Origin of the sequence: Thalassospira sp. UBA848 (assembly GCF_002295455.1) — a bacterium.
Taxonomy (GTDB): domain Bacteria; phylum Pseudomonadota; class Alphaproteobacteria; order Rhodospirillales; family Thalassospiraceae; genus Thalassospira.
This window is the reverse complement of the sequence record NZ_DBGS01000138.1, coordinates 1-18184: the sequence shown is the minus strand read 5'-3', so window position 1 is coordinate 18184 and position 18184 is coordinate 1. Positions and strand designations below refer to the sequence as shown.

Annotated in this window: 18 protein-coding genes; 10 read left to right on the top strand and 8 right to left on the bottom strand. The window is 54.6% G+C overall.

All coding sequences use genetic code 11. The features are described 5' to 3' along the window. From B2R48_RS19085 to B2R48_RS19075, 3 genes are all read right to left on the bottom strand, one after another. A partial coding sequence (locus B2R48_RS19085) for a nitrilase-related carbon-nitrogen hydrolase (protein ID WP_297003505.1) occupies window positions 1-461 on the bottom strand: 461 nt, incomplete at its 3' end. After that, entirely contained in the window at window positions 433-918 is a 486-nt protein-coding gene (locus tag B2R48_RS19080; protein ID WP_297003503.1) for a hypothetical protein, read from the bottom strand. The genes B2R48_RS19085 and B2R48_RS19080, both read right to left, overlap by 29 nt. Window positions 919-1154: 236 nt before the next feature. Next, a complete protein-coding gene (locus B2R48_RS19075) occupies window positions 1155-2540 on the bottom strand; it encodes a class II 3-deoxy-7-phosphoheptulonate synthase (protein WP_062953946.1) in 1386 nt (461 codons plus the stop codon). A 367-nt stretch (window positions 2541-2907) separates the two neighbouring features. Here B2R48_RS19075 and B2R48_RS19070 point away from each other — a divergent pair, with 367 nt between their 5' ends. Beyond that, complete coding sequence (locus B2R48_RS19070) at window positions 2908-3654, top strand: sulfite exporter TauE/SafE family protein (protein WP_297003500.1); 747 nt, start codon at window positions 2908-2910, stop codon at window positions 3652-3654. A 66-nt stretch (window positions 3655-3720) separates the two neighbouring features. Beyond that, window positions 3721-4287, top strand: a complete 567-nt coding sequence (locus tag B2R48_RS19065; RefSeq protein ID WP_120225469.1) for an IMPACT family protein — start codon at window positions 3721-3723, stop codon at window positions 4285-4287. Between the two features lie 6 nt (window positions 4288-4293). On the opposite strand, the gene B2R48_RS19060 is transcribed toward B2R48_RS19065, so the two are convergent. Further along, on the bottom strand, window positions 4294-5331 hold the full coding sequence (locus B2R48_RS19060; protein WP_297003498.1) for a LacI family DNA-binding transcriptional regulator: 1038 nt from the start codon (window positions 5329-5331) through the stop codon (window positions 4294-4296). A 165-nt stretch (window positions 5332-5496) separates the two neighbouring features. On the opposite strand from B2R48_RS19060, the gene B2R48_RS19055 reads away from it, so the two are divergent. The 4 genes from B2R48_RS19055 (at window position 5497) to B2R48_RS19040 (ending at window position 9315) form a co-directional block, all read left to right on the top strand. Continuing rightward, complete coding sequence (locus tag B2R48_RS19055; RefSeq protein WP_062953941.1) at window positions 5497-6108, top strand: gluconokinase; 612 nt, start codon at window positions 5497-5499, stop codon at window positions 6106-6108. Continuing rightward, a complete protein-coding gene (locus B2R48_RS19050) occupies window positions 6105-7133 on the top strand; it encodes a TRAP transporter substrate-binding protein (protein ID WP_213475519.1) in 1029 nt (342 codons plus the stop codon). Before B2R48_RS19055 ends, B2R48_RS19050 begins: the two co-directional genes overlap by 4 nt. Window positions 7134-7286: 153 nt before the next feature. Next, window positions 7287-7880: a TRAP transporter small permease subunit gene (locus B2R48_RS19045; RefSeq protein WP_062953940.1), complete on the top strand. Its 594-nt coding sequence runs from the start codon at window positions 7287-7289 to the stop codon at window positions 7878-7880. Between the two features lie 127 nt (window positions 7881-8007). Then, window positions 8008-9315: a TRAP transporter large permease gene (locus B2R48_RS19040; protein WP_213475518.1), complete on the top strand. Its 1308-nt coding sequence runs from the start codon at window positions 8008-8010 to the stop codon at window positions 9313-9315. 73 nt (window positions 9316-9388) lie between these two features. Here B2R48_RS19040 and gor read toward each other — a convergent pair whose 3' ends face one another. Beyond that, window positions 9389-10750, bottom strand: coding sequence for a glutathione-disulfide reductase (gene gor / locus B2R48_RS19035; protein ID WP_062953938.1), 1362 nt, complete (start codon window positions 10748-10750; stop codon window positions 9389-9391). A gap of 230 nt (window positions 10751-10980) precedes the next feature. On the opposite strand from gor, the gene B2R48_RS19030 reads away from it, so the two are divergent. Beyond that, the gene (locus tag B2R48_RS19030; RefSeq protein ID WP_213475516.1) at window positions 10981-11400 is read left to right on the top strand and encodes a DUF4870 family protein; all 420 of its coding nucleotides are present in this window, start codon (window positions 10981-10983) and stop codon (window positions 11398-11400) included. A gap of 159 nt (window positions 11401-11559) precedes the next feature. Beyond that, a complete protein-coding gene (locus B2R48_RS19025; protein WP_297003491.1) occupies window positions 11560-12975 on the top strand; it encodes a deoxyguanosinetriphosphate triphosphohydrolase in 1416 nt (471 codons plus the stop codon). A 49-nt stretch (window positions 12976-13024) separates the two neighbouring features. Here the strand turns inward: B2R48_RS19025 and B2R48_RS19020 are convergent, their stop codons facing one another. Then, window positions 13025-13768, bottom strand: a complete 744-nt coding sequence (locus B2R48_RS19020) for a phosphoadenylyl-sulfate reductase (RefSeq protein ID WP_213475515.1) — start codon at window positions 13766-13768, stop codon at window positions 13025-13027. After that, the gene (locus tag B2R48_RS19015) at window positions 13765-14325 is read right to left on the bottom strand and encodes a precorrin-2 dehydrogenase/sirohydrochlorin ferrochelatase family protein (protein ID WP_297003488.1); all 561 of its coding nucleotides are present in this window, start codon (window positions 14323-14325) and stop codon (window positions 13765-13767) included. Before B2R48_RS19015 ends, B2R48_RS19020 begins: the two co-directional genes overlap by 4 nt. A 252-nt stretch (window positions 14326-14577) precedes the next feature. Here B2R48_RS19015 and B2R48_RS19010 point away from each other — a divergent pair, with 252 nt between their 5' ends. Next, window positions 14578-15627, top strand: coding sequence for a COX15/CtaA family protein (locus B2R48_RS19010; protein WP_297003486.1), 1050 nt, complete (start codon window positions 14578-14580; stop codon window positions 15625-15627). Here the strand turns inward: B2R48_RS19010 and B2R48_RS19005 are convergent. Further along, the gene (locus tag B2R48_RS19005; RefSeq protein ID WP_062953933.1) at window positions 15624-16892 is read right to left on the bottom strand and encodes a DUF3422 family protein; all 1269 of its coding nucleotides are present in this window, start codon (window positions 16890-16892) and stop codon (window positions 15624-15626) included. The genes B2R48_RS19010 and B2R48_RS19005 overlap by 4 nt on opposite strands. Window positions 16893-17099: 207 nt before the next feature. Between B2R48_RS19005 and B2R48_RS19000 the strand changes: the two genes are divergently transcribed. Continuing rightward, window positions 17100-18184 (top strand): TldD/PmbA family protein (locus B2R48_RS19000; RefSeq protein WP_297003484.1); only part of this gene is annotated, 1085 nt, incomplete at its 3' end.

Sequence of the window (18184 nt, the reverse complement as noted above, 5' to 3'; positions counted from 1 at the left end):
ACGATCTTGCCCTGATCAATCAGCAACACCGCATTATGGCGGATGCCATCAACTTCCCACGGCGTGGTCAACAGCAATGCCGGGCCATCTTTGCGCTTGGCGGTATGTTCGCAAATAAACTGAACAGCCTCATGCAGATGGCGCATGAAAGCCGGCTTCATCACCAGATCTTCTGGCGGATACCCAGAAAGAACCAGTTCAGAATAAAGGACGATTTCCGCGCCCTTTTCGGCCGCAGTTTCCCAGGCAGCCACAACCTTGTCCCGGTTCCCGGTGACATCACCGACAATCGGGTTAAGCTGGGCGATCGCAATGGCAAGCTTCTTTGTCATGATGTTGGAATAGGATCGCCCCCGCGCGCTGTCAATTGCCGAATGGGCAATGCAGCCTTTTGCACGCAAATTTCCGGGAAAATAACGCCAGCAGAAACGATCAAAGCGCCAGGGCGGCGTCGATCTCATCCTGGCTCATGGTTTTGGCCGAACCGTGGATAATGCCACTGGCGACATCCATGAATTTCTGAAGCGATGTGGTCACAGCACCGGCGGTCACCCGCAACAGCTCGTCATCACCGGTCTCGATAATGGTTTCAAGCTGCGAAATTGCATGGCCGACGATGGTATTAAGATGTTCGATGGTCTCTTCGAACGGCTGGCGGAATTTGGCCGGCACGTGCTCATAAGCCTCGATCGCCAGTTCCCTGTCCGAAAAGGCACTTTCGCGGAAATGCTCCTGATAGCTTTTCGGCGCCCATTCCTTGCAGTCCTCGATCATGTCGGGCATATCCGGCACCATTTCAAGCAACATGACGATCTCGTTGAAATGGTTCAGATAATCGGTCGCCAAAAGCGTGGTCGAGGAAATATTGGTTCCCTCTACCTTCTTTTGCCATGCGCTGAACTCAGCGTCGTCCACCATACCCGTTGCGACCTCTTCCCCAAACCGTTTCTCAGGAACACCCTGTAATTACCCATACTTAAGAATATTTACTGCCCATTGGTAGATGTTTTTTCACGAATTCATACTGATTGTGCAACAAATCGCGCCCAAGCCCCACTTGAACGCACCAAATGGCAGGAAATACCGAAAAAAGAAAAGGTGCCCGGCAATTGCCCGGACACCTTTTCGATCAATGTATTCCCCATTCAAGGGGATCAAGCAGAAGCAGCCATCTGTTCGGCTCGGATGCTGTCGCGTTCCTTTTTGATCATTTCCGCGATCAGGAAGGCCAGCTCAAGGGCCTGCCCGCCATTGAGGCGCGGGTCGCAATGGGTGTGGTAGCGATCCGAAAGGGCGTCTTCGGTAACTTCACGTGCACCACCGATGCACTCGGTCACGTCGGTGCCGGTCATTTCGAAATGAACGCCACCGGCATGGGTGCCTTCGGCCTTGTGCACATCAAAGAAGTTTTTGACTTCCGCCAGAATCGCGTCAAACGGACGGGTTTTGTAGCCCGTCGATGCCTTGATCGTGTTGCCATGCATCGGATCACAGGACCAGACGACCTTGCGGCCCTCGGCCTTAACGCGTTTGACCAGACGCGGCAGGTTGTCAAACACCTTGTCCGCGCCCATGCGTGCGATCAGGGTCAGGCGACCGGCCTCGTTTTCCGGGTTAAGGATATCGATCAGGCGGATCAGGTCATCCTCATCCATGGTCGGGCCGCATTTCATGCCAATCGGGTTTTTAACCCCGCGCAGGAATTCAACATGGGCATGATCGGCCTGACGGGTACGATCACCGATCCACAGCATGTGTGACGAACAATCATACCATTCGCCGGTCAGGCTGTCCTGACGGGTCAGCGCCTGTTCGTAACCGAGCAAAAGGGCCTCGTGCGAGGTATAGAAATCCGTCTCGCGCAGCTGCGGCGCACTATCTGCCGTGATGCCGCACGCTTCCATGAAGGCAACCGCCTCGTCAATCTGGGTGGTCAGCTTGCGATAGCGTTCTGCCGCCGGGCTGCCATCAACGAACGAAAGGTTCCAGCGATGGATCTTGGTCAAATCGGCAAAACCGCCCTGCGCGAATGCACGCAGCAGGTTCAGCGTCGCTGCCGACTGGTTATAGGCGCGGATCTGGCGCTGCGGATCAGGGATACGGGCTTCTTCGGTGAACTCGATGCCATTGACCACGTCACCGCGATAGCTTGGCAGTTCAACGCCATTGATGGTTTCGGTATCGCTTGAGCGCGGCTTGGCAAACTGACCGGCCATACGACCCACCTTGACCACCGGGCAGGACGCGCCAAAGGTCAGGACAACTGCCATCTGCAGCATCACCTTGAAGGTGTCGCGAATGTTATTCGGATGGAATTCCTTGAAGCTTTCGGCACAGTCACCGCCCTGCAGCAGGAAGGCGTTGCCTTCTGCGACTTCACCAAGCTTTTCCTTGAGCGCACGCGCCTCGCCAGCAAACACCAAAGGAGGATAGCTGCCGAGCTCTTGCTCTACGGCCTCGAGGGCCTGTGCATCAGGATAAGTCGGCACCTGCTTGATCGGCAGGTTGCGCCAGCTTTCAATGCTCCAGCTCTTGCTCATTTGCTTCCTCTCAATCCGGCATGTTCATCATCATGCCGCCATTATATCACATATTCGGTTATCTGGCGGAATCCCGCCCGCTTGACCCGTCATTTTACCGGGCCAGACTTGATACGGGTTTTACAAACGCATTTCCACCCCTTCTCGTCATGCACGGGTCATTTTTCCGCAATTTTTTACCAAACCGTCAAAATTAGGCGCAAAATTCCACCCATAACGAAGCCGCTTCATAAGCATGGGTTCAATAACCGTATGATCATAGGTGTTTACCGTTTGCGAATCCGCCACCCTATTCATCACACCATTTACGCGAAGCGTGATTTATGAGCACATTACGCACGTTACCGTAAACTCCGTGGATTGCCCCATGCCCCCTGAAACAATTGCCATTATCGCCGCCGCCTATTTCGTGGCGGCATTTGTCAAAGGGGCAACCGGGCTTGGCTTTTCGACATCCGCATTGCCGATTCTGGCCCTTGGACTGGGACTCAAGGCCGGGATGCCGCTGGTGATTATCCCGTCGCTTGTCAGCAATTCGATCATCATGGCGCAAGCGGGCCACTTTCGCGAAACCATAAGCCGGTTCTGGCCGATGTTTCTGGCCACTATCCCGGGAATTCTGATTGGGCTGGCAGTTCTTGAACTGGTCGACAGCATTCTGGCCGGGGCGATTCTTGGACTTGTCCTGATGAGTTACGGGGCAATTACCATTTTTCGCCCCGGCAAGCCTCTTTCTGACACGGTTGCGCGGCGTATTGCCCCGGTATCGGGCATTGCCACCGGTTTGATCAACGGCATTACCGGATCACAGGTCATGCCGGTTTTGCCTTTTCTTTTATCCTTGCGGCTTGAGCCCAAACGATTCCTAACGGCAATCAATATCTCGTTTAGCCTTTCAAGCATTATCATGGCGCTTGGTCTGGCGCGGCTGGGCCTGTTCACCCTCGAAACGCTGTGGATTTCACTGGCCGGGTTGGTACCGGTTTATCTTGGCACCAAACTCGGAACCATTGTGCGTGATCGCATGGATGCCGAAACCTTCCGCAAAGTCGTTCTGATCATGTTGATCATTTTTGGCGTCATTCTGGTCGGCAAACTGTCTACAACAGGATGACGGACTCCCGTCAGGACATCAGATGCCATCTGGCACAATCAGGTCGTTTCTGATAGCACAATCGCCATGAAAACCATTGCCCGCCCTGCCTTTGCTGAAACCGAGGAAAAGAAATCCCGTTTTCTGGCCGAACTCGTTTTTCATGACGATCTGGCCAAGCGGATTGATGAACTGCGCACCCTCCACCCCAAGGCCAATCATCATGTGAATGCCTATCGTTACCTTAATGACGAAGGCCAGCTGATTGAACACGGCAAGGATGACGGGGAACCATCCGGCACATCGGGCATCCCGTGTCTCAAGGTGCTTCAGGGGCGCGATCTGATCAATGTTGCGGTGATTGTGACGCGCTATTTCGGCGGAACAAAACTGGGAACCGGCGGGTTGGTGCGCGCCTATAGCGGGGCGGCCAATGCGGTTTGCGACGTTGCCGAGATCATCGAATACATCCCGCAGGGCGAGACAGAACTGTTTGCCGGATTTTCAGATGCCGGAACGCTGGAACAAGCCTGCGCAGAGGACGGCATCACCATCCTTGATCGACAGTTTGATACCGACGGAACACGCATCAAGATCACCGGACCACGTGAACGCCTGGCAGAGCTTGGTGTTCAGTTTCCAATGCCTGAGTGAGAGTTATTAGCGCGCTTTTGACTTCGGGCGCATGGTGCTTTCGCGGCATTGAAGCTCAAAACCGAGATCAATGATTTTCTGTTCGGGTATTTCGCCCTCAAGTACGCTTTTGATCATCTGCACGGCCCGTTTACCAATTTGATAACGATCTGTGCGGATCGAAGTCAGTGAAGGATGGCTTGCGGCCATCATCTCAAGATCGTTAAAGCCGATGATCCCCATTTCGCCTGGCACCGAAACGCCTGCCTTCTGACAACCAAACAGCGCGCCTAGCGCCATGTCATCGTTGTTGCAAAACACGGCATCAACATCCGGGCGACGCGCGCGCAATTGCCCGATGAGTTCCGCCCCAAGTGACACACTTGAGGACGCGGTGGTTGTCACGATCAAATCGGGGTCATAACGCCCGCCCGAACGCATGGCTTCCTTGAAACCTTCCAAACGGCGGTAAGATCGCGGATCCATACGTGCGCCAAGGAACCCGATGCGCTTATAGCGTTTTTGCACCAGATGTGTTCCCGCCGCACGCCCGCCTTCGAAATGCGAAAACCCGACCATCATATCGATCGGGTCATCTCCGGTTTCCATGATCTGCACCACCGGGCAGCTGGCATTTTGCAAGAGTTCACGGGTTGCCGCAGTCTGATCGGTCCCGGCAACAATCATAGCCGACGGCCCCTGCCCCAGAAACGTCCGCACCAAGCGTTCTTCATCCTTCGCCACATAGCGCGAATTGCCGAGCTGGACCTGAAACACGCCGTCATCGAGTTCGTCATAGATGGCGCGCAGCGTGTCGGCAAACACGTTGTTGGTCAGGGACGGAACAATCACACCAACAATATTCGAACGTGTCGATGCCAGCGCGCTTGCATGAGAATGCGGCACGTAGTTAAGCTTTTTCACCGCATTGTTGATTTTGCGCCTGAGGTGATCTGACACCTTTGACGGGTCGCGCAATGCACGTGAGACCGTAATGGTACTGACCCCTGCCTTCTCGGCAACGTCAGAAATAGTTGGCCGCCCGGCCCCTTTGCGTTTCCTCATACCCCTACATTTATTACGTCTTTTATACATCGACAAGAGCCTTGAATATTAGGCTGTTGACTCAATGTTAGCGCTAACATTATGTTAGCGCTAACATTACGCACAACAGGGCAAACCAAAGCAACAATTAGCCCTGCAAAAAAGTAACCGGGTGGAAATATCTAAATGCATCGACAAGCTCATTATGTCGTGATCATGGGCGTCGCAGGTTCGGGGAAAACCGAAGTCGCGCGCCGCATTGCCGAGGCGACCGGCGACTGCTGGCTTGATGCAGACGATTACCATCCTGTTGAAAATGTCGAACATATGCGCCGCGGGCAGCCGCTTAATGATGACATGCGCTGGCCGTGGCTAAGTGCGGTTGCGGATGGTGCACATACCAGATCAAGCATCGATGACACTGCTGATGCGCGCACCGATGGTGCGCAAAAAGTGTTTATCGCTTGTTCCGCGCTCAAACGGCGCTATCGCGATTTTCTATGCCGGAAACTTGATCCGGTAACGTTTGTGTTTCTGGACGGTACACGTGATGTGATCCAGACGCGGCTCGAACGCCGTGTCGGACATTTCATGCCGTCCGCCTTGCTAGACAGTCAGCTTGCAGATCTTGAACCGCCGGGGCCGGACGAGAACTGTGTGACTGTCTCGATTGATGCCCCGATCGACACCGTTGTTGCCATGGCAATCGACAACCTCGCAGCCCATGAAAACAGCGGCTCTTCCACTGTAAAAGATAACACCGCCGGAAAACCGGAACTCCAGGGAGAAGACAAATGACCAAGTCTCTTAAATCGCTCGCAGGAGCAACCTTTATTGCGACCCTGATCGCAGCGGCGCCTTTTGCCGCCAATGCGCAGGAATTCACCCTTAAGATCCAGTCAAGTGACGCCGCAGGCGTGCCGAACTTTGAACTGGAGCAGGAATGGGCTGAGCGCGTTGAAACCATGACGGGTGGCCGCGTTGATGTGGAAATGCTGCCGGTCAACTCTATCGTTGAGCACAACGAAACCCAGGATGCGATTGCCGCAGGCATTCTGGACGGCCACATCACCGATACCAGCTACTTCACCGGTAAAGATCCGGCATTCGGCCTGATCGCGAACCCGGTTGGCGCATGGTCGGCACCGTCCGAAATGCTGCGCTTTGTTGAATATGGTGGCGGCAAGGAACTGATGAACAGCCTGCTTAACCCGCGTGGTTTGCAGTTCATCGGTGCCGTAACCCCGGGCCTCGAAGCGTTTGTTTCTTCTGTGCCGCTTGATGGCGTTGCCGACCTCAAGGGCCTGAAGATGCGCGCCCCGGAAGGCATGGTTCAGCAGGTGTTTGCTGCTGCTGGTGCCGCACCGGTGAACATTCCGCAGTCCGAAGTCTTTACGTCACTTGATAAGAAAGTGATCGACGCTGCGGATGCCACCGTGTTCTCGACCAACCAGGCAATGGGCCTGCATGATGTTGCAAAACATCCGGTCTATCCGGGCTTCCATTCCATGCCGATGCTTGAAGTCTCGATCAACAAGACCAAATGGGACTCGATGCCAGAAGATATCCAGGCGATCCTTGAAATGTCGGTCCGTGATCTGGCCCATGACATGGACGCACGTCTGGCAATGAAAGACATGGAAGCCGTCGCAAAGGCCCGTTCAGAAGGTGGTGTCACCATTCACAACTGGTCGGCTGAGGAACGTGCGAAGTTCCGTCAGATTGCCACCAGCCAGTGGGAAAAAGTTGCGGCACGTTCAGAAGACGCTCAGCGCGTTTATGATACCCTTGTCGAGTATCTGAAATCCCAGGGCCTGATCTAAGTCAGATCATCTCTGACCGACAGCGCGATATTCCCGCGCTGTCGGCAATGTGATGCAATACAATCCGGCAAGCCCCGACTTCCGAGACGTTTTCGGGGTGGCGGCCTCCCCGTCGCCGGGTTGTATTGTACCTTGTCACAAGGAATATTCGACATGTCCGAAACTCCTCAGCACTTGCCGCTGCCCGAACCAGAAGAAGTTCAGGAACAGCCGCTTGTCGTTTCTGGCCTCCTTGGCCGCTTGATCACAAAAACTTCAAACGTATTTGCCCTTGGCTTTCTGTTGTCGATGGCAACGTTGATTTATGAAATCGTGATGCGTCATGTATTCAACAGCCCAACACTCTGGGCGCATGAAACAACGACGTTCATCTGTGCCATAGGCTTTGTATTTGGCGGTCTTTTTTGCGCCGCCCGTGACAAGCATATTCGCGTGGTCATCCTCTATGACATCGTTGGCCCGAAAATGCGCAAGACACTGGATGTTTTCATATCCGTGGTTTGCATGATTTCGTCTGGCTTCTTTGCATGGGCGGCCTGGCTGATGGTCGAGCGTGCGGCTTTCACGCCTACCGGTGATATTCACCTTGAAACCACCGGCAGTGCTTTCAATGCACCCTATCCCGGCGTTCTCAAGGTTTTCTTGTTTCTCACTCTGATTGTTTTGACCGTGCAGTTTCTGGTGCAGGCAATCAACTATGCCCGCAAGGCGCCGATCATGCCGGCCTCACATACCCTTAGTGATTGATCTTGCGGATTTGCTGCGCGCTTCGTGCAACACCGCGCCCGATAGACGATGTTTGGCCCGTTGGCCCCTGATCCCATTTTCGATCTCACGCTTAATCAAGGCGAGCGGCGAGACAGGATAGATCCATATGTTTGAATTACAGTCCCTTGGCATTGAATACGGCACGCTCGCCATGTTCGTTTTGCTGCTTGGTTTTCTTTTGACCGGCATGCCGCTTGCGTTCGTGACCCTTTTGATTGCCCTTATTTTTACCCTTGGCTGGTTTGGTCCGATGGCGGTGCCACTGATTACCAGCAGGGTGTATTCATTTGTTTCATCCTTTGTTTTTGTCTCGGTGCCGATGTTCGTGCTGATGGCAGCGATCCTTGACCGATCCGGGATTGCGCGGGACTTGTTTGATGCCATGCGTCTTTTTGGCGGCAGACTTAAAGGTGGTGTTGCCGTTCAGACCATTTTTGTCGCCGTGATCCTTGCTGCCATGAGCGGCATTATCGGCGGCGAGATTGTCCTGCTTGGCCTGATTGCCCTGCCCCAGATGCTCCGTCAGGGCTATGACAAGAACCTTGCCATCGGTGTTGTCTGTGCCGGTGGGTCGCTTGGCACGATGGTGCCGCCATCGATTGTTTTGATCATTTACGGCCTGACCGCAAACGTTTCAATTGGCGATCTGTTTACATCCGCCTTTTTGCCGGGCTTCATGTTGGCAGGCTTCTATGTCGCCTATGTGCTGTTTCGGTCATATACCGGCAAAAATATTGCCCCACCCCCGCAGACTGAAAAGATCCCGCATGCCGAAAAGATGCGCCTTCTCAAAGGTCTGTTCTTGCCGATCTCGGTTGTTTTCTGTGTGCTGGGTTCGATCTATGGCGGCATTGCATCCGTGACAGAGGCGTCGGCGGTTGGCGTGGCCGGTGTGATCCTTTCCACCGTTTTGCGGCGCGAATTCTCGCTTTCCATGCTTAAGGCAGCGGCGCTTCAAACACTGTCGACCTGCGGCATGATTGTCTGGATCGGCATCGGGGCTTCTGCGCTTGTCGGGGTGTTTAACCTGATGGGCGGGATCAAGTTCGTTTCAAGCCTGATTACCGGCATTTCCGATGATCCGACCGTGATCATTCTGTTCATGATGCTGATCCTGTTTGTCTTGGGCATGTTCCTTGACTGGGTGGGCATCGCGCTTCTGACCATGCCGATCTTTGTTCCGATTGTCCGCGAGCTTGGCTTTGACCCGGTCTGGTTCGGTGTGCTGTTTGCCATGAACATGCAGGTCAGCTTCCTGTCCCCGCCATTTGGGCCAGCCGCGTTTTACCTTAAATCGGTGGCACCACCGGACATATCGCTTGGCGATATCTTCAAATCGCTTCTGCCCTTTATCTGCCTGCAGATTTTGGCCGTGGCACTTCTGATCATCTTCCCGGGTCTTGCCGGGGGCTAAGACCAACAAACAACACAAAACGAAAAAGGCGGGAGCAATATTGCTCCCGCCTTTTGTTCTTAAAACTGAAGGCCTAGTCCGAGACCGGGAAGCGCATGGTGACGAATTCCTCGGCCGCGGACGGATGAACCGCGACGGTCTGGTCGAACTGGGCCTTTGTCGCGCCCATGCGGACAGCAATCCCGATGCCCTGAATGATTTCAGCCGCATCCGGGCCGACCATATGGGCACCAAGCACCACATCGGTGGTTTTATCGACAATCAGCTTCATCAGCGTTTTTTCATCACGCCCCGAAAGGGTGTGGCGCATCGGTTTGAATGTCGATTTATAGATTGCGACATCAAGTCCCTTGGCGCGTGCCTCTTCCTCCGACAGGCCAACGGTGCCGACCGGTGGCTGGCTGAAAACGGCGGTCGGGATGGCCTGATACGACATTGACCACGGCTTGCCGCCATAGACGGTATCGGCAAACGCCATGCCTTCCTTGATGGCCACCGGGGTCAGTTGCACGTGATCACGGACATCGCCAACGGCATAGATGTTCGGAACGCTGGTTTGCAGGCCGGCATTGGTGATGATCGCACTTCTGTCGTTCAGCTCAACACCGGCTTGTTCAAGACCCAGGCCATGGGTTTTCGGCTCGCGACCTGTGGCAAACATGATGGCATCAACATCCTGATGATCACCACCCGTCAGGGTCAGTTTCAATGAGCCGTCATCATTCTTGGCAATCGCGGTAACATTGGTGTGCAAGCGCAGATCAATGCCCTTTTTGACGATCTCTTCGGCCAGATGGTTGCGGATGTCATTGTCAAAGCCACGCAGAATCTGGTCACCGCGATAGAACTGGGTCACGTTTGCGCCAAGCCCGGCAAAGATACCGGCGAACTCGACAGCAATGTAACCGCCACCAACAACCGCGATGCGTTCGGGCAAGTCTTCTAAGTGGAAGGCCTGATTGGATGAAATCGCATGTTCGATGCCCGGAATATCAGGCATGACCGGCGTGCCGCCCACCGCAATCAGAATGCGTTCGGCGGTCACCGTTTTGTCGCCGACTTCAAGCGTGTGGGCATCTTTCAGAACCGCACGGCTTTCAAACAGTTCGACATTCGACCCCTTCAGAAGGCTTTTATAGATGCCATTGAGACGCTCAATCTCGGCATCCTTGTTGGCAATCAGGGTTTTCCAGCTAAAGCTTGGCTCGCCCGGAAGGGTCCAGCCATAAGCGGATGCATCCTCGAAATCCTCGGCAAAGTGTGCACCGTAAACCAGAAGCTTTTTCGGCACACAGCCACGAATCACGCAGGTGCCACCGACCTGGCTTTCCTCGGCGATGGCGACCTTTGCACCGTATCCCGATGCCACGCGGGCGGCGCGCACGCCCCCTGAACCGGCACCGACAACAAACAAATCAAAATCATAGTCCGACATGCGGAAGTTCCTGTTTTTTGCTCAATGAGACAACTTGGCGCCAAATGTAGGGCGAATTTGCCAAGAGTCGAGACCAAACACGGTAAACCGGGCGTAAAATCCACGTGAAATGAACTGAAAGCGTCTGCAAAGGCGCAAGATGCTGTTGTGGGATAGCTTTTATAAACTTTCGCGCTATATGATGGCAAAGACGCGATGGGGATTGCGACAACTTTGATAGGATTTTATCCATGAACGACCATATCCACGGTCAGGATGCGTCTTTTGACAATGCACCGCGCTATACCGATGAGCGCGGCGGAAATACCGCCCTTGTCTGTTACGGGCTTATGATCGCAACCCTGTTTACGGCGTTTGCCACAGGTCTGATTGCGCTGATCGTTTCCTATATCGCACGCGAAGACGACAATCACTGGACCAACAGTCACTATACCTTCGTCATCCGCACATTCTGGATCAGCATCCTGTATGCCATCATCCTTGGTTTCTTTACCTTCGTGATTGGCTGGATCCCGCTTCTGGGCTGGGCGATTGTCGGGTTGATGGCGCTTTACACCACCGCCTGGTTTATCGGGCGCAATGTGATCGGCCTACTGCGCGCATTGAACGGCCGCCCGATTGATAACCCGCAAAGCTGGTTCTTTGGCTGATCACCCATAAATGCGGTGCAATCGGGTCAAAGACTGTTTGTCCGATTGCACCGGACTCCCCGGCCCGTTAAAGTTGCCAACGAACAACATCTGAAAAGAACATTCGATACGGACAGGGGTTTAAAAGTGGCGTCGTCTGCGCAAGGGTCTGGCGATAAAATGCGCTGGGAAGATCTTCTTTCTTCTCATCGGCTTGAATTCAAGGATGGCAAAATTCGCCTGCCCGAAGGTGCCCCCTATCCGACACCGGATGGCCGAAGCCCGTTTCAGATCGATGTCGACCGGGTGATTTTTTCATCCTCGTTCCGGCGTCTACAAAACAAGACGCAAGTCCACCCCCTATCCGAAAACGATCATGTCCATACCCGCCTGACCCACACGATCGAGGTCGGCTCGGTCGGGCAATCATTGGGCCTGATGGCAGGCGCGCATATCGTTAAAAACCTGCCCAAGGGATCGGAAACCACCGTGGCCGATATCGGTTACATGGTGCAGGCCGCCTGCCTGGCGCATGATATCGGCAACCCGCCATTCGGGCATTCCGGCGAGGACGCCATCAATGAATGGTTCACAACATCACGCCTTGCCAAGGATGAGCTGACATCACGCCTTTCCGGGCCGGAGCTTGAAGACCTGCGTCATTTTGAGGGCAACGCCCAAGGCTTGCGCATCATCAGCCAGCTTGAAATGAAGCGCTTTGACGGTGGTCTTAACCTGACTTACGGCACGCTTGGCAGCTTCATCAAATATCCGCGCAGCACGTCGGTGCCCGATGCCCGCCGCAAGGAATATACCGGCCTTAAAAAGCCCGGCTATTATCAGGCCGAACGAAACATAGCGCAGGCGATTGCAAAGGTTTGCGGCCTGTCCCCGCTTGAAGGATTTGACGGCGCATGGCGGCGTCATCCGCTGGTGTATCTGGTCGAGGCCGCCGACGACATTTGTTATTCCGTGGTCGATCTTGAAGATGGCTGGGAACTGGGCTGTGTCAGCTTCGAGGAAGTCGAACGTGCGCTTGCCCCGATTGCCCGCCACCCGGAAAAATATGACGGCGATGCCGAACAGCGCTGGAAAGACCTGCGCGCTGAGGGCTGGTATGCCGAGAAGTCGGAAAACGACCGGATCGGCTTCCTGCGCGGCAAGGCGATTGGCAATCTGGTCAAGGCCGCGGTTGATGCCTTCATTGAGCATGAAGACGCGCTGCTTGCCGGCACGATTGAAGGCGATCTTCTGGCCAACACACCGTTGGGGCCGCATGCCAAGGCGTGCAAAAAACTGGCTGTACAAAAGATCTATAACGCACCACATGTCCTGCCGATTGAGATGGCCGGGTTTGAGGTCATCAATGGCCTGCTGGATAGCTTTGTTCGTGCAGCCATCGACATTGACGAGTACAAAAATCACGGCAAACGTCTGCCACCGCAGGCCGACCGGATCGACAAGCTGTTATCGGGCAAGCTGATGGCCGCCCCCGACCTCTATAGTCGCCTGATGCGGGTGATGGATTACATATCGGGCATGACGGACCGCTATGCGGTCACGCTGTTTCGAAAACTTCAGGGCATTACGATCTAACAAAAAACCCGGCCAGATGGCCGGGTTTTTCATTAAAACCTGATTGGGCTTAAATGATGTAGTGAATGCCGCACTCGGTCTTGTCCTGCCCGGCCCAGCGTCCGGCACGGACATCGGTCGAATTCGGGTCAACACGTTCGGTGCAGGGCATGCAACCGATCGACAGGAAGCCTTCGGCCTCAAGCGGATGACGCGGCAACGCGCGATGTTCAAAAATGTCTTCGATATCCTCGCGCTTGTACCCTGCCAGCGGATTGATCTTGATCCGCGATCCTGCCGGTTCGACAACCGGCAACGCATCGCGTTCACCACCGTGGAAACGTTTGCGGCCGGTCAGCCAGGCGTCATAGCCTTCGAGTGCACGCTGAAGCGGCTCCACCTTGCGCAAATAGCAGCATTTCGCGGTGTCCGAGGCAAACAACATCCCGTTCGGATCATCTGCCTTAAGCTTTTCCTCGTCCGGGCGCATGATCTTGATATTGGTCAGGCCCAAATGATCAACCAGCTTTTCACGGTAGGTGTGCGTTTCACCAAACAGCTTGCGGGTATCAAGGAAAATCACCGGCAAGTCACGATCAACTTCTGCGACCAGTGCAAGAAGGGCCGCGGCCTCTGTCCCGAAGGACGAGGTCATGGTAATGCGACCATTGAATTCCTCATGCACCATGGGTTCGATCAGCGAAACACCCTGAAGGTGACCATATTGATCAAGCAAGCGCGCAGCACGGTCAGAGGCCTCTTCGGCGGACATGGAGCCGCCGGTGACGATGTCTTCTTCGCGCATAACATTCATGGCAGCCACCTCCGCTGATCGATATATTCGTCGGTCTTGCGCAGAAGAGTCTGCATATCAGCACCGTCGGCCTTCCATTTTTCACGCTGTTTGGACAGTTCGCGCAGGCGCTGCTCCCAACTTGGCACCAGCCATTTTTCAAGCGCGCGGCGGATACGGCCGGCAAGCCGCGGGCTGTGCCCGTTTGTCGAAACCGTGATCATCAGATCACCGCGCTGAATGCGCGCGGGCGACGAAAAATCACAATAATGTTTGACGTCCTCGACATTGGCAATCGTACCGACAGCCTTTGCAATGGAGGCCAGCTCGGCAGCCTTTTTAAGATCAAGGTCGATGATAAACATGATGGAGGCCGCGTTGACATCCGCCGAGTTTGGCAAATAACGCTGCAACCGGTCACCGGCCTGTTCGGCCAGTTCGGGTATCGGGTCTTCGGAATAGACGGTGACGTATTTTGCCCCATCACCGTCAAACTGGCGCAACCGGTTCAGGGTGGCCTGACCGTTGCCGACCAAAGCGACCGAAAGTCGCGTCAGGTCCAGATTGATGGGAAACATCGTCGATCCTCTAATGCGGGTTTCTCTCTATTGCCCATGACTATGAGTGTGGATAGCGAATTATTCAATACATTTTTTATGTGTTTTATATATAAACAACACTAAATATTGGTATTTAATAGTTGCAAGCTGACTGATCCACCGGCCCCGATGTTTCCGTAAAGCTTTTCCTGCAATTCTTGCAAAACCGCCCTATATTGGGCCAAATTTCAAAACCCGTCCGCCAGAAGATACCGTCAAGAGAGCGTCCAGATGTCCAGCAGTGCCTCCCCTGCCCTGTCCGAAGTCAGCCTTGCGCAACCACAAGCCAACAAAAACGTCGCCATCTGGCTGTTTTCCTGCGCGGCGATGGTGTTCATCATGGTGGTGATCGGCGGCTTGACGCGCCTGACTGAATCAGGGCTTTCGATTGTGGAATGGCGCCCCTTCACCGGCATCATCCCGCCGATGAATGAAGCCGACTGGCAGACGCTCTATGAAAAATACAGCCAGTATCCCGAGTTCCAGAAAATCAACGCCTGGATGTCGGTCGAGGATTTCAAATCGATCTTCTGGCTCGAATTCATCCATCGCCTGTGGGGACGCTTGATCGGGATTGTGTTCTTCATCCCGTTCGTCTGGTTCCTGGCCAAGAAATCGATTGATCGCGCAACCAAGTGGAAGCTCTGGGGGCTTTTCATCCTTGGCGGTCTGCAGGGTCTGATGGGCTGGTACATGGTCATGAGCGGCCTGGTTGATCGACCAGACGTCAGCCAGTATCGCCTGACCGCGCATTTCGGACTGGCGCTGTTGATTTTCATCGCCCTTCTGTGGGTCGCCCTGCAGCAGCTTGGCCCGCGCACCACATCAACGATTTCGTCAAAACGCGCCTGGCAGTTGCTGTGGCTTATTGTGTTTACCGCACTATCGGGTGGCTTTGTCGCCGGGCTGAATGCCGGGCACATTTACAACACCTTCCCGCTGATGGACGGACAGTTGATCCCGGAAGGCCTTTATGTCTTTGACCCGGTCTGGCTGGCACCGTTTGAGGACCACATGACCGTGCAGTGGGACCATCGCTGGCTGGCGAAACTGACATTCGTGATGGTGCTGGTGTTCTGGTGGCGTGCTGGCAAATGGGACCTTACCCCCAATCAACGCTTTGCCACCCATCTGGTTCTGCTTGCAGCCTGCCTACAGGTCACGCTTGGCATCACAACCCTTCTGAGCGTCGTGTGGTTACCGCTGGGTGTTGCCCATCAGGCCGGTGCAGTTGTTCTGGTCGGCACAGCAACCTATGCGGCCTACAAGCTGCGACACTAGTCGTCCGCCCGGTGCAGCGCCTTGCGGATACGATGCATCGAAAACCAGATGGCGCCAAGCACAAGCGGAACGGCAATCCCCGTCGCAACGCGGTCATTGATTGGCGCGCCTGTGTCCTTGATCGCCTTAAACAAATATCCCAGAAGCCCGACCGCATAATAGGTAATCGCCGCAACAGACAGGCCTTCGACCGTTTGTTGCAGGCGAAGCTGTAATTTCACACGGCGATCCATGCTGGCCAGAAGGTCGCGGTTTTGCGCCTCAAGCAGGATATCGACGCGGGTGCGCAACAGGTTGTTGGCGCGTGCGACGCGTTTTGACAGCACTTCCAACCGATCCCCGATGTTCTGACATGTCCGCATGGCCGGCGCCAAACGACGTTCCATAAACTCGGTAATCGTCTGAACCCCTTCGATGCGTTCTTCACGAAGCTCGATCAGGCGGGCCTGCACGATGCGGTAATAGGCCCGCGCAGCACTAAAGCGGTAATTAAGGGACGCTGCCATTTCCTCGGTCTGGGCGGCCAGGTCGGTCAATTTTGAGAGCGTTTCTTCGTCATCCGCCTGCGTCTTGCTGGCCATCTCGGCTGTAATTTCCGACAGACGTGTATCAATCTCGGAAACCTTCGGGGTTGCGCAATGGGCCATGGGAAAAGCCAAAAGCGCCATCATGCGATAAACTTCGATTTCCTTTAGACGCTGCACAAGACGGCCCGCCTGAAGCTGTTCCATCCCTTGATCCTTGACCAGCATGCGGCCAAAGCCGTCCCCATGCAGGCGAAAGTCGGTCCAGACTTGCGCTGTCCCGCCAAGAACCCGACTGCCGGTCAGGCCATTGTGATCAAACAAACGGGAAATTTCGTCTTCGGTTCGATCGGTTTTCTCGACCACGATATGCAGCCCGACCATCAATTGCCCCGGCGTTTCCGAAAGCCAGTCCTGTGGAACAAGGTTGATCACCGGATCATCGAACGGGTTATCAAACGGCTCCATGCGCTTGAACACATATACGGTGAATTCCGCATGGCGTTCCCAGATCACGGAAAACCCGTCACAGGTCGCTTCAAAATATTTCTGATCCGGTGCCGGTGGTGTCAGACTGAACCGCTCGCAAAAGGCGATGAAATGTTCGCGAACGTTATCATCAAGCTCCTCGCCAGCGTGAAAGGCAATACAGGAACATCTCGTTGGGCTGGAAACACCGCCAAACGGGCGGGCATGAATTTCGTTATGAAGGGCGACACGCTGGGGATGTTCAACAAACATTGCCACGGGCTTTCATAATTGGCCATTGCGGTCTATATAAAGCGTTCGGGGACGGTTTTGACTGATCCCTGACAGTACCTGTATAGACGAAAGTTCAATGTGACAGAAAGCCCCTAAAACGTAAGGGAAAATACCGTCACAGGTCCTTTTATCTTTTGGGGAAAATCATTTTCTCTGGCCGAACAATCCCGGCTCCAAGGAGGCTCCATGACCGATCTTCGCACCACCGACAATCTGTTTTTCGCCAAGGGTGATCTTGATCGCGACCGGCTTGAAACACAGGTCAATGATGCGCTGGGCACTGCTGAAGACGGTGAACTTTTCCTTGAATATCGTCAATCCGAAAGCCTTGTCTGGGATGATGGCCGCCTGCGCAGTGCAAACTTTGACACTGCACAAGGATTTGGCCTGCGTGCTGTTGCCGATGAAGCCACAGCCTTTTCGCACTCCAACGAGCTTTCCAATGACGCAGTCGGCCGTGCGGCCGAAACCGTCAAGGCTGTTGGATCTGGCCGTTCCGGCAAGGTTGATCTGGGATCCATTGGTACGAATATATCGCTTTACTCTGATGTGAACCCGCTGGGCGAGGCCACATTTGAAGCCAAGGTTGATCTGCTTGCACAGATTGATGCCTATGCCCGGTCGCGCGATCCGCGCGTTGTACAGGTTTCGGCATCAATTTCAGGCAACTGGCAGGCTGTCCAGATCTGGCGTTCAGGTGGTCAGCGCATTGGCGATATCCGACCGCTGGTGCGTTTCAATGTTTCGGTTGTTGTCAAACAGGGCGATCGCATGGAAACCGGATCACATGGCGAAGGCGGACGCATCGGCTATGACGGGTTCTTTGATGAAAAAACCTGGAAGAAGGCGGTTGATGAATCGCTCCGTCAGGCGGTTGTGAACCTTGACTCAGTGGCCGCGCCAGCAGGCGAAATGACCGTGGTGCTTGGCCCGGGTTGGCCGGGCATTTTGCTGCATGAAGCCATCGGTCACGGCCTTGAGGGTGATTTTAACCGCAAGGGCACCTCGGCCTTTGCCGGGCTTTTGGGACAGCGGATCGCATCGCCGGGTGTGACGGTTGTTGATGATGGCACCATCCATGATCGCCGCGGATCGCTTTCTATTGATGATGAAGGCACCCCGACCCAGCAAACCGTCCTGATCGAAGACGGTATCCTGAAAGGATTTATGCAGGATCGCCTCAACGCACGCCTCACCGGGGTCAAATCCACCGGTAACGGACGTCGCCAGTCATATGCCCACGCGCCGATGCCGCGCATGACCAACACCTA

Excerpts from the sequence above, each read along its gene's own strand:
- B2R48_RS19080 (WP_297003503.1), bottom strand. The coding sequence starts at position 918 with ATGGTGGACGACGCTGAGTTCAGCGCATGGCAAAAGAAGGTAGAGGGA.
- B2R48_RS19075 (WP_062953946.1), bottom strand. The coding sequence starts at position 2,540 with ATGAGCAAGAGCTGGAGCATTGAAAGCTGGCGCAACCTGCCGATCAAG.
- B2R48_RS19070 (WP_297003500.1), top strand. The coding sequence starts at position 2,908 with ATGCCCCCTGAAACAATTGCCATTATCGCCGCCGCCTATTTCGTGGCG.
- B2R48_RS19065 (WP_120225469.1), top strand. The coding sequence starts at position 3,721 with ATGAAAACCATTGCCCGCCCTGCCTTTGCTGAAACCGAGGAAAAGAAA.
- B2R48_RS19060 (WP_297003498.1), bottom strand. The coding sequence starts at position 5,331 with ATGAGGAAACGCAAAGGGGCCGGGCGGCCAACTATTTCTGACGTTGCC.
- B2R48_RS19055 (WP_062953941.1), top strand. The coding sequence starts at position 5,497 with ATGCATCGACAAGCTCATTATGTCGTGATCATGGGCGTCGCAGGTTCG.
- B2R48_RS19050 (WP_213475519.1), top strand. The coding sequence starts at position 6,105 with ATGACCAAGTCTCTTAAATCGCTCGCAGGAGCAACCTTTATTGCGACC.
- B2R48_RS19045 (WP_062953940.1), top strand. The coding sequence starts at position 7,287 with ATGTCCGAAACTCCTCAGCACTTGCCGCTGCCCGAACCAGAAGAAGTT.
- B2R48_RS19040 (WP_213475518.1), top strand. The coding sequence starts at position 8,008 with ATGTTTGAATTACAGTCCCTTGGCATTGAATACGGCACGCTCGCCATG.
- gor (WP_062953938.1), bottom strand. The coding sequence starts at position 10,750 with ATGTCGGACTATGATTTTGATTTGTTTGTTGTCGGTGCCGGTTCAGGG.
- B2R48_RS19030 (WP_213475516.1), top strand. The coding sequence starts at position 10,981 with ATGAACGACCATATCCACGGTCAGGATGCGTCTTTTGACAATGCACCG.
- B2R48_RS19025 (WP_297003491.1), top strand. The coding sequence starts at position 11,560 with ATGCGCTGGGAAGATCTTCTTTCTTCTCATCGGCTTGAATTCAAGGAT.
- B2R48_RS19020 (WP_213475515.1), bottom strand. The coding sequence starts at position 13,768 with ATGAATGTTATGCGCGAAGAAGACATCGTCACCGGCGGCTCCATGTCC.
- B2R48_RS19015 (WP_297003488.1), bottom strand. The coding sequence starts at position 14,325 with ATGTTTCCCATCAATCTGGACCTGACGCGACTTTCGGTCGCTTTGGTC.
- B2R48_RS19010 (WP_297003486.1), top strand. The coding sequence starts at position 14,578 with ATGTCCAGCAGTGCCTCCCCTGCCCTGTCCGAAGTCAGCCTTGCGCAA.
- B2R48_RS19005 (WP_062953933.1), bottom strand. The coding sequence starts at position 16,892 with ATGTTTGTTGAACATCCCCAGCGTGTCGCCCTTCATAACGAAATTCAT.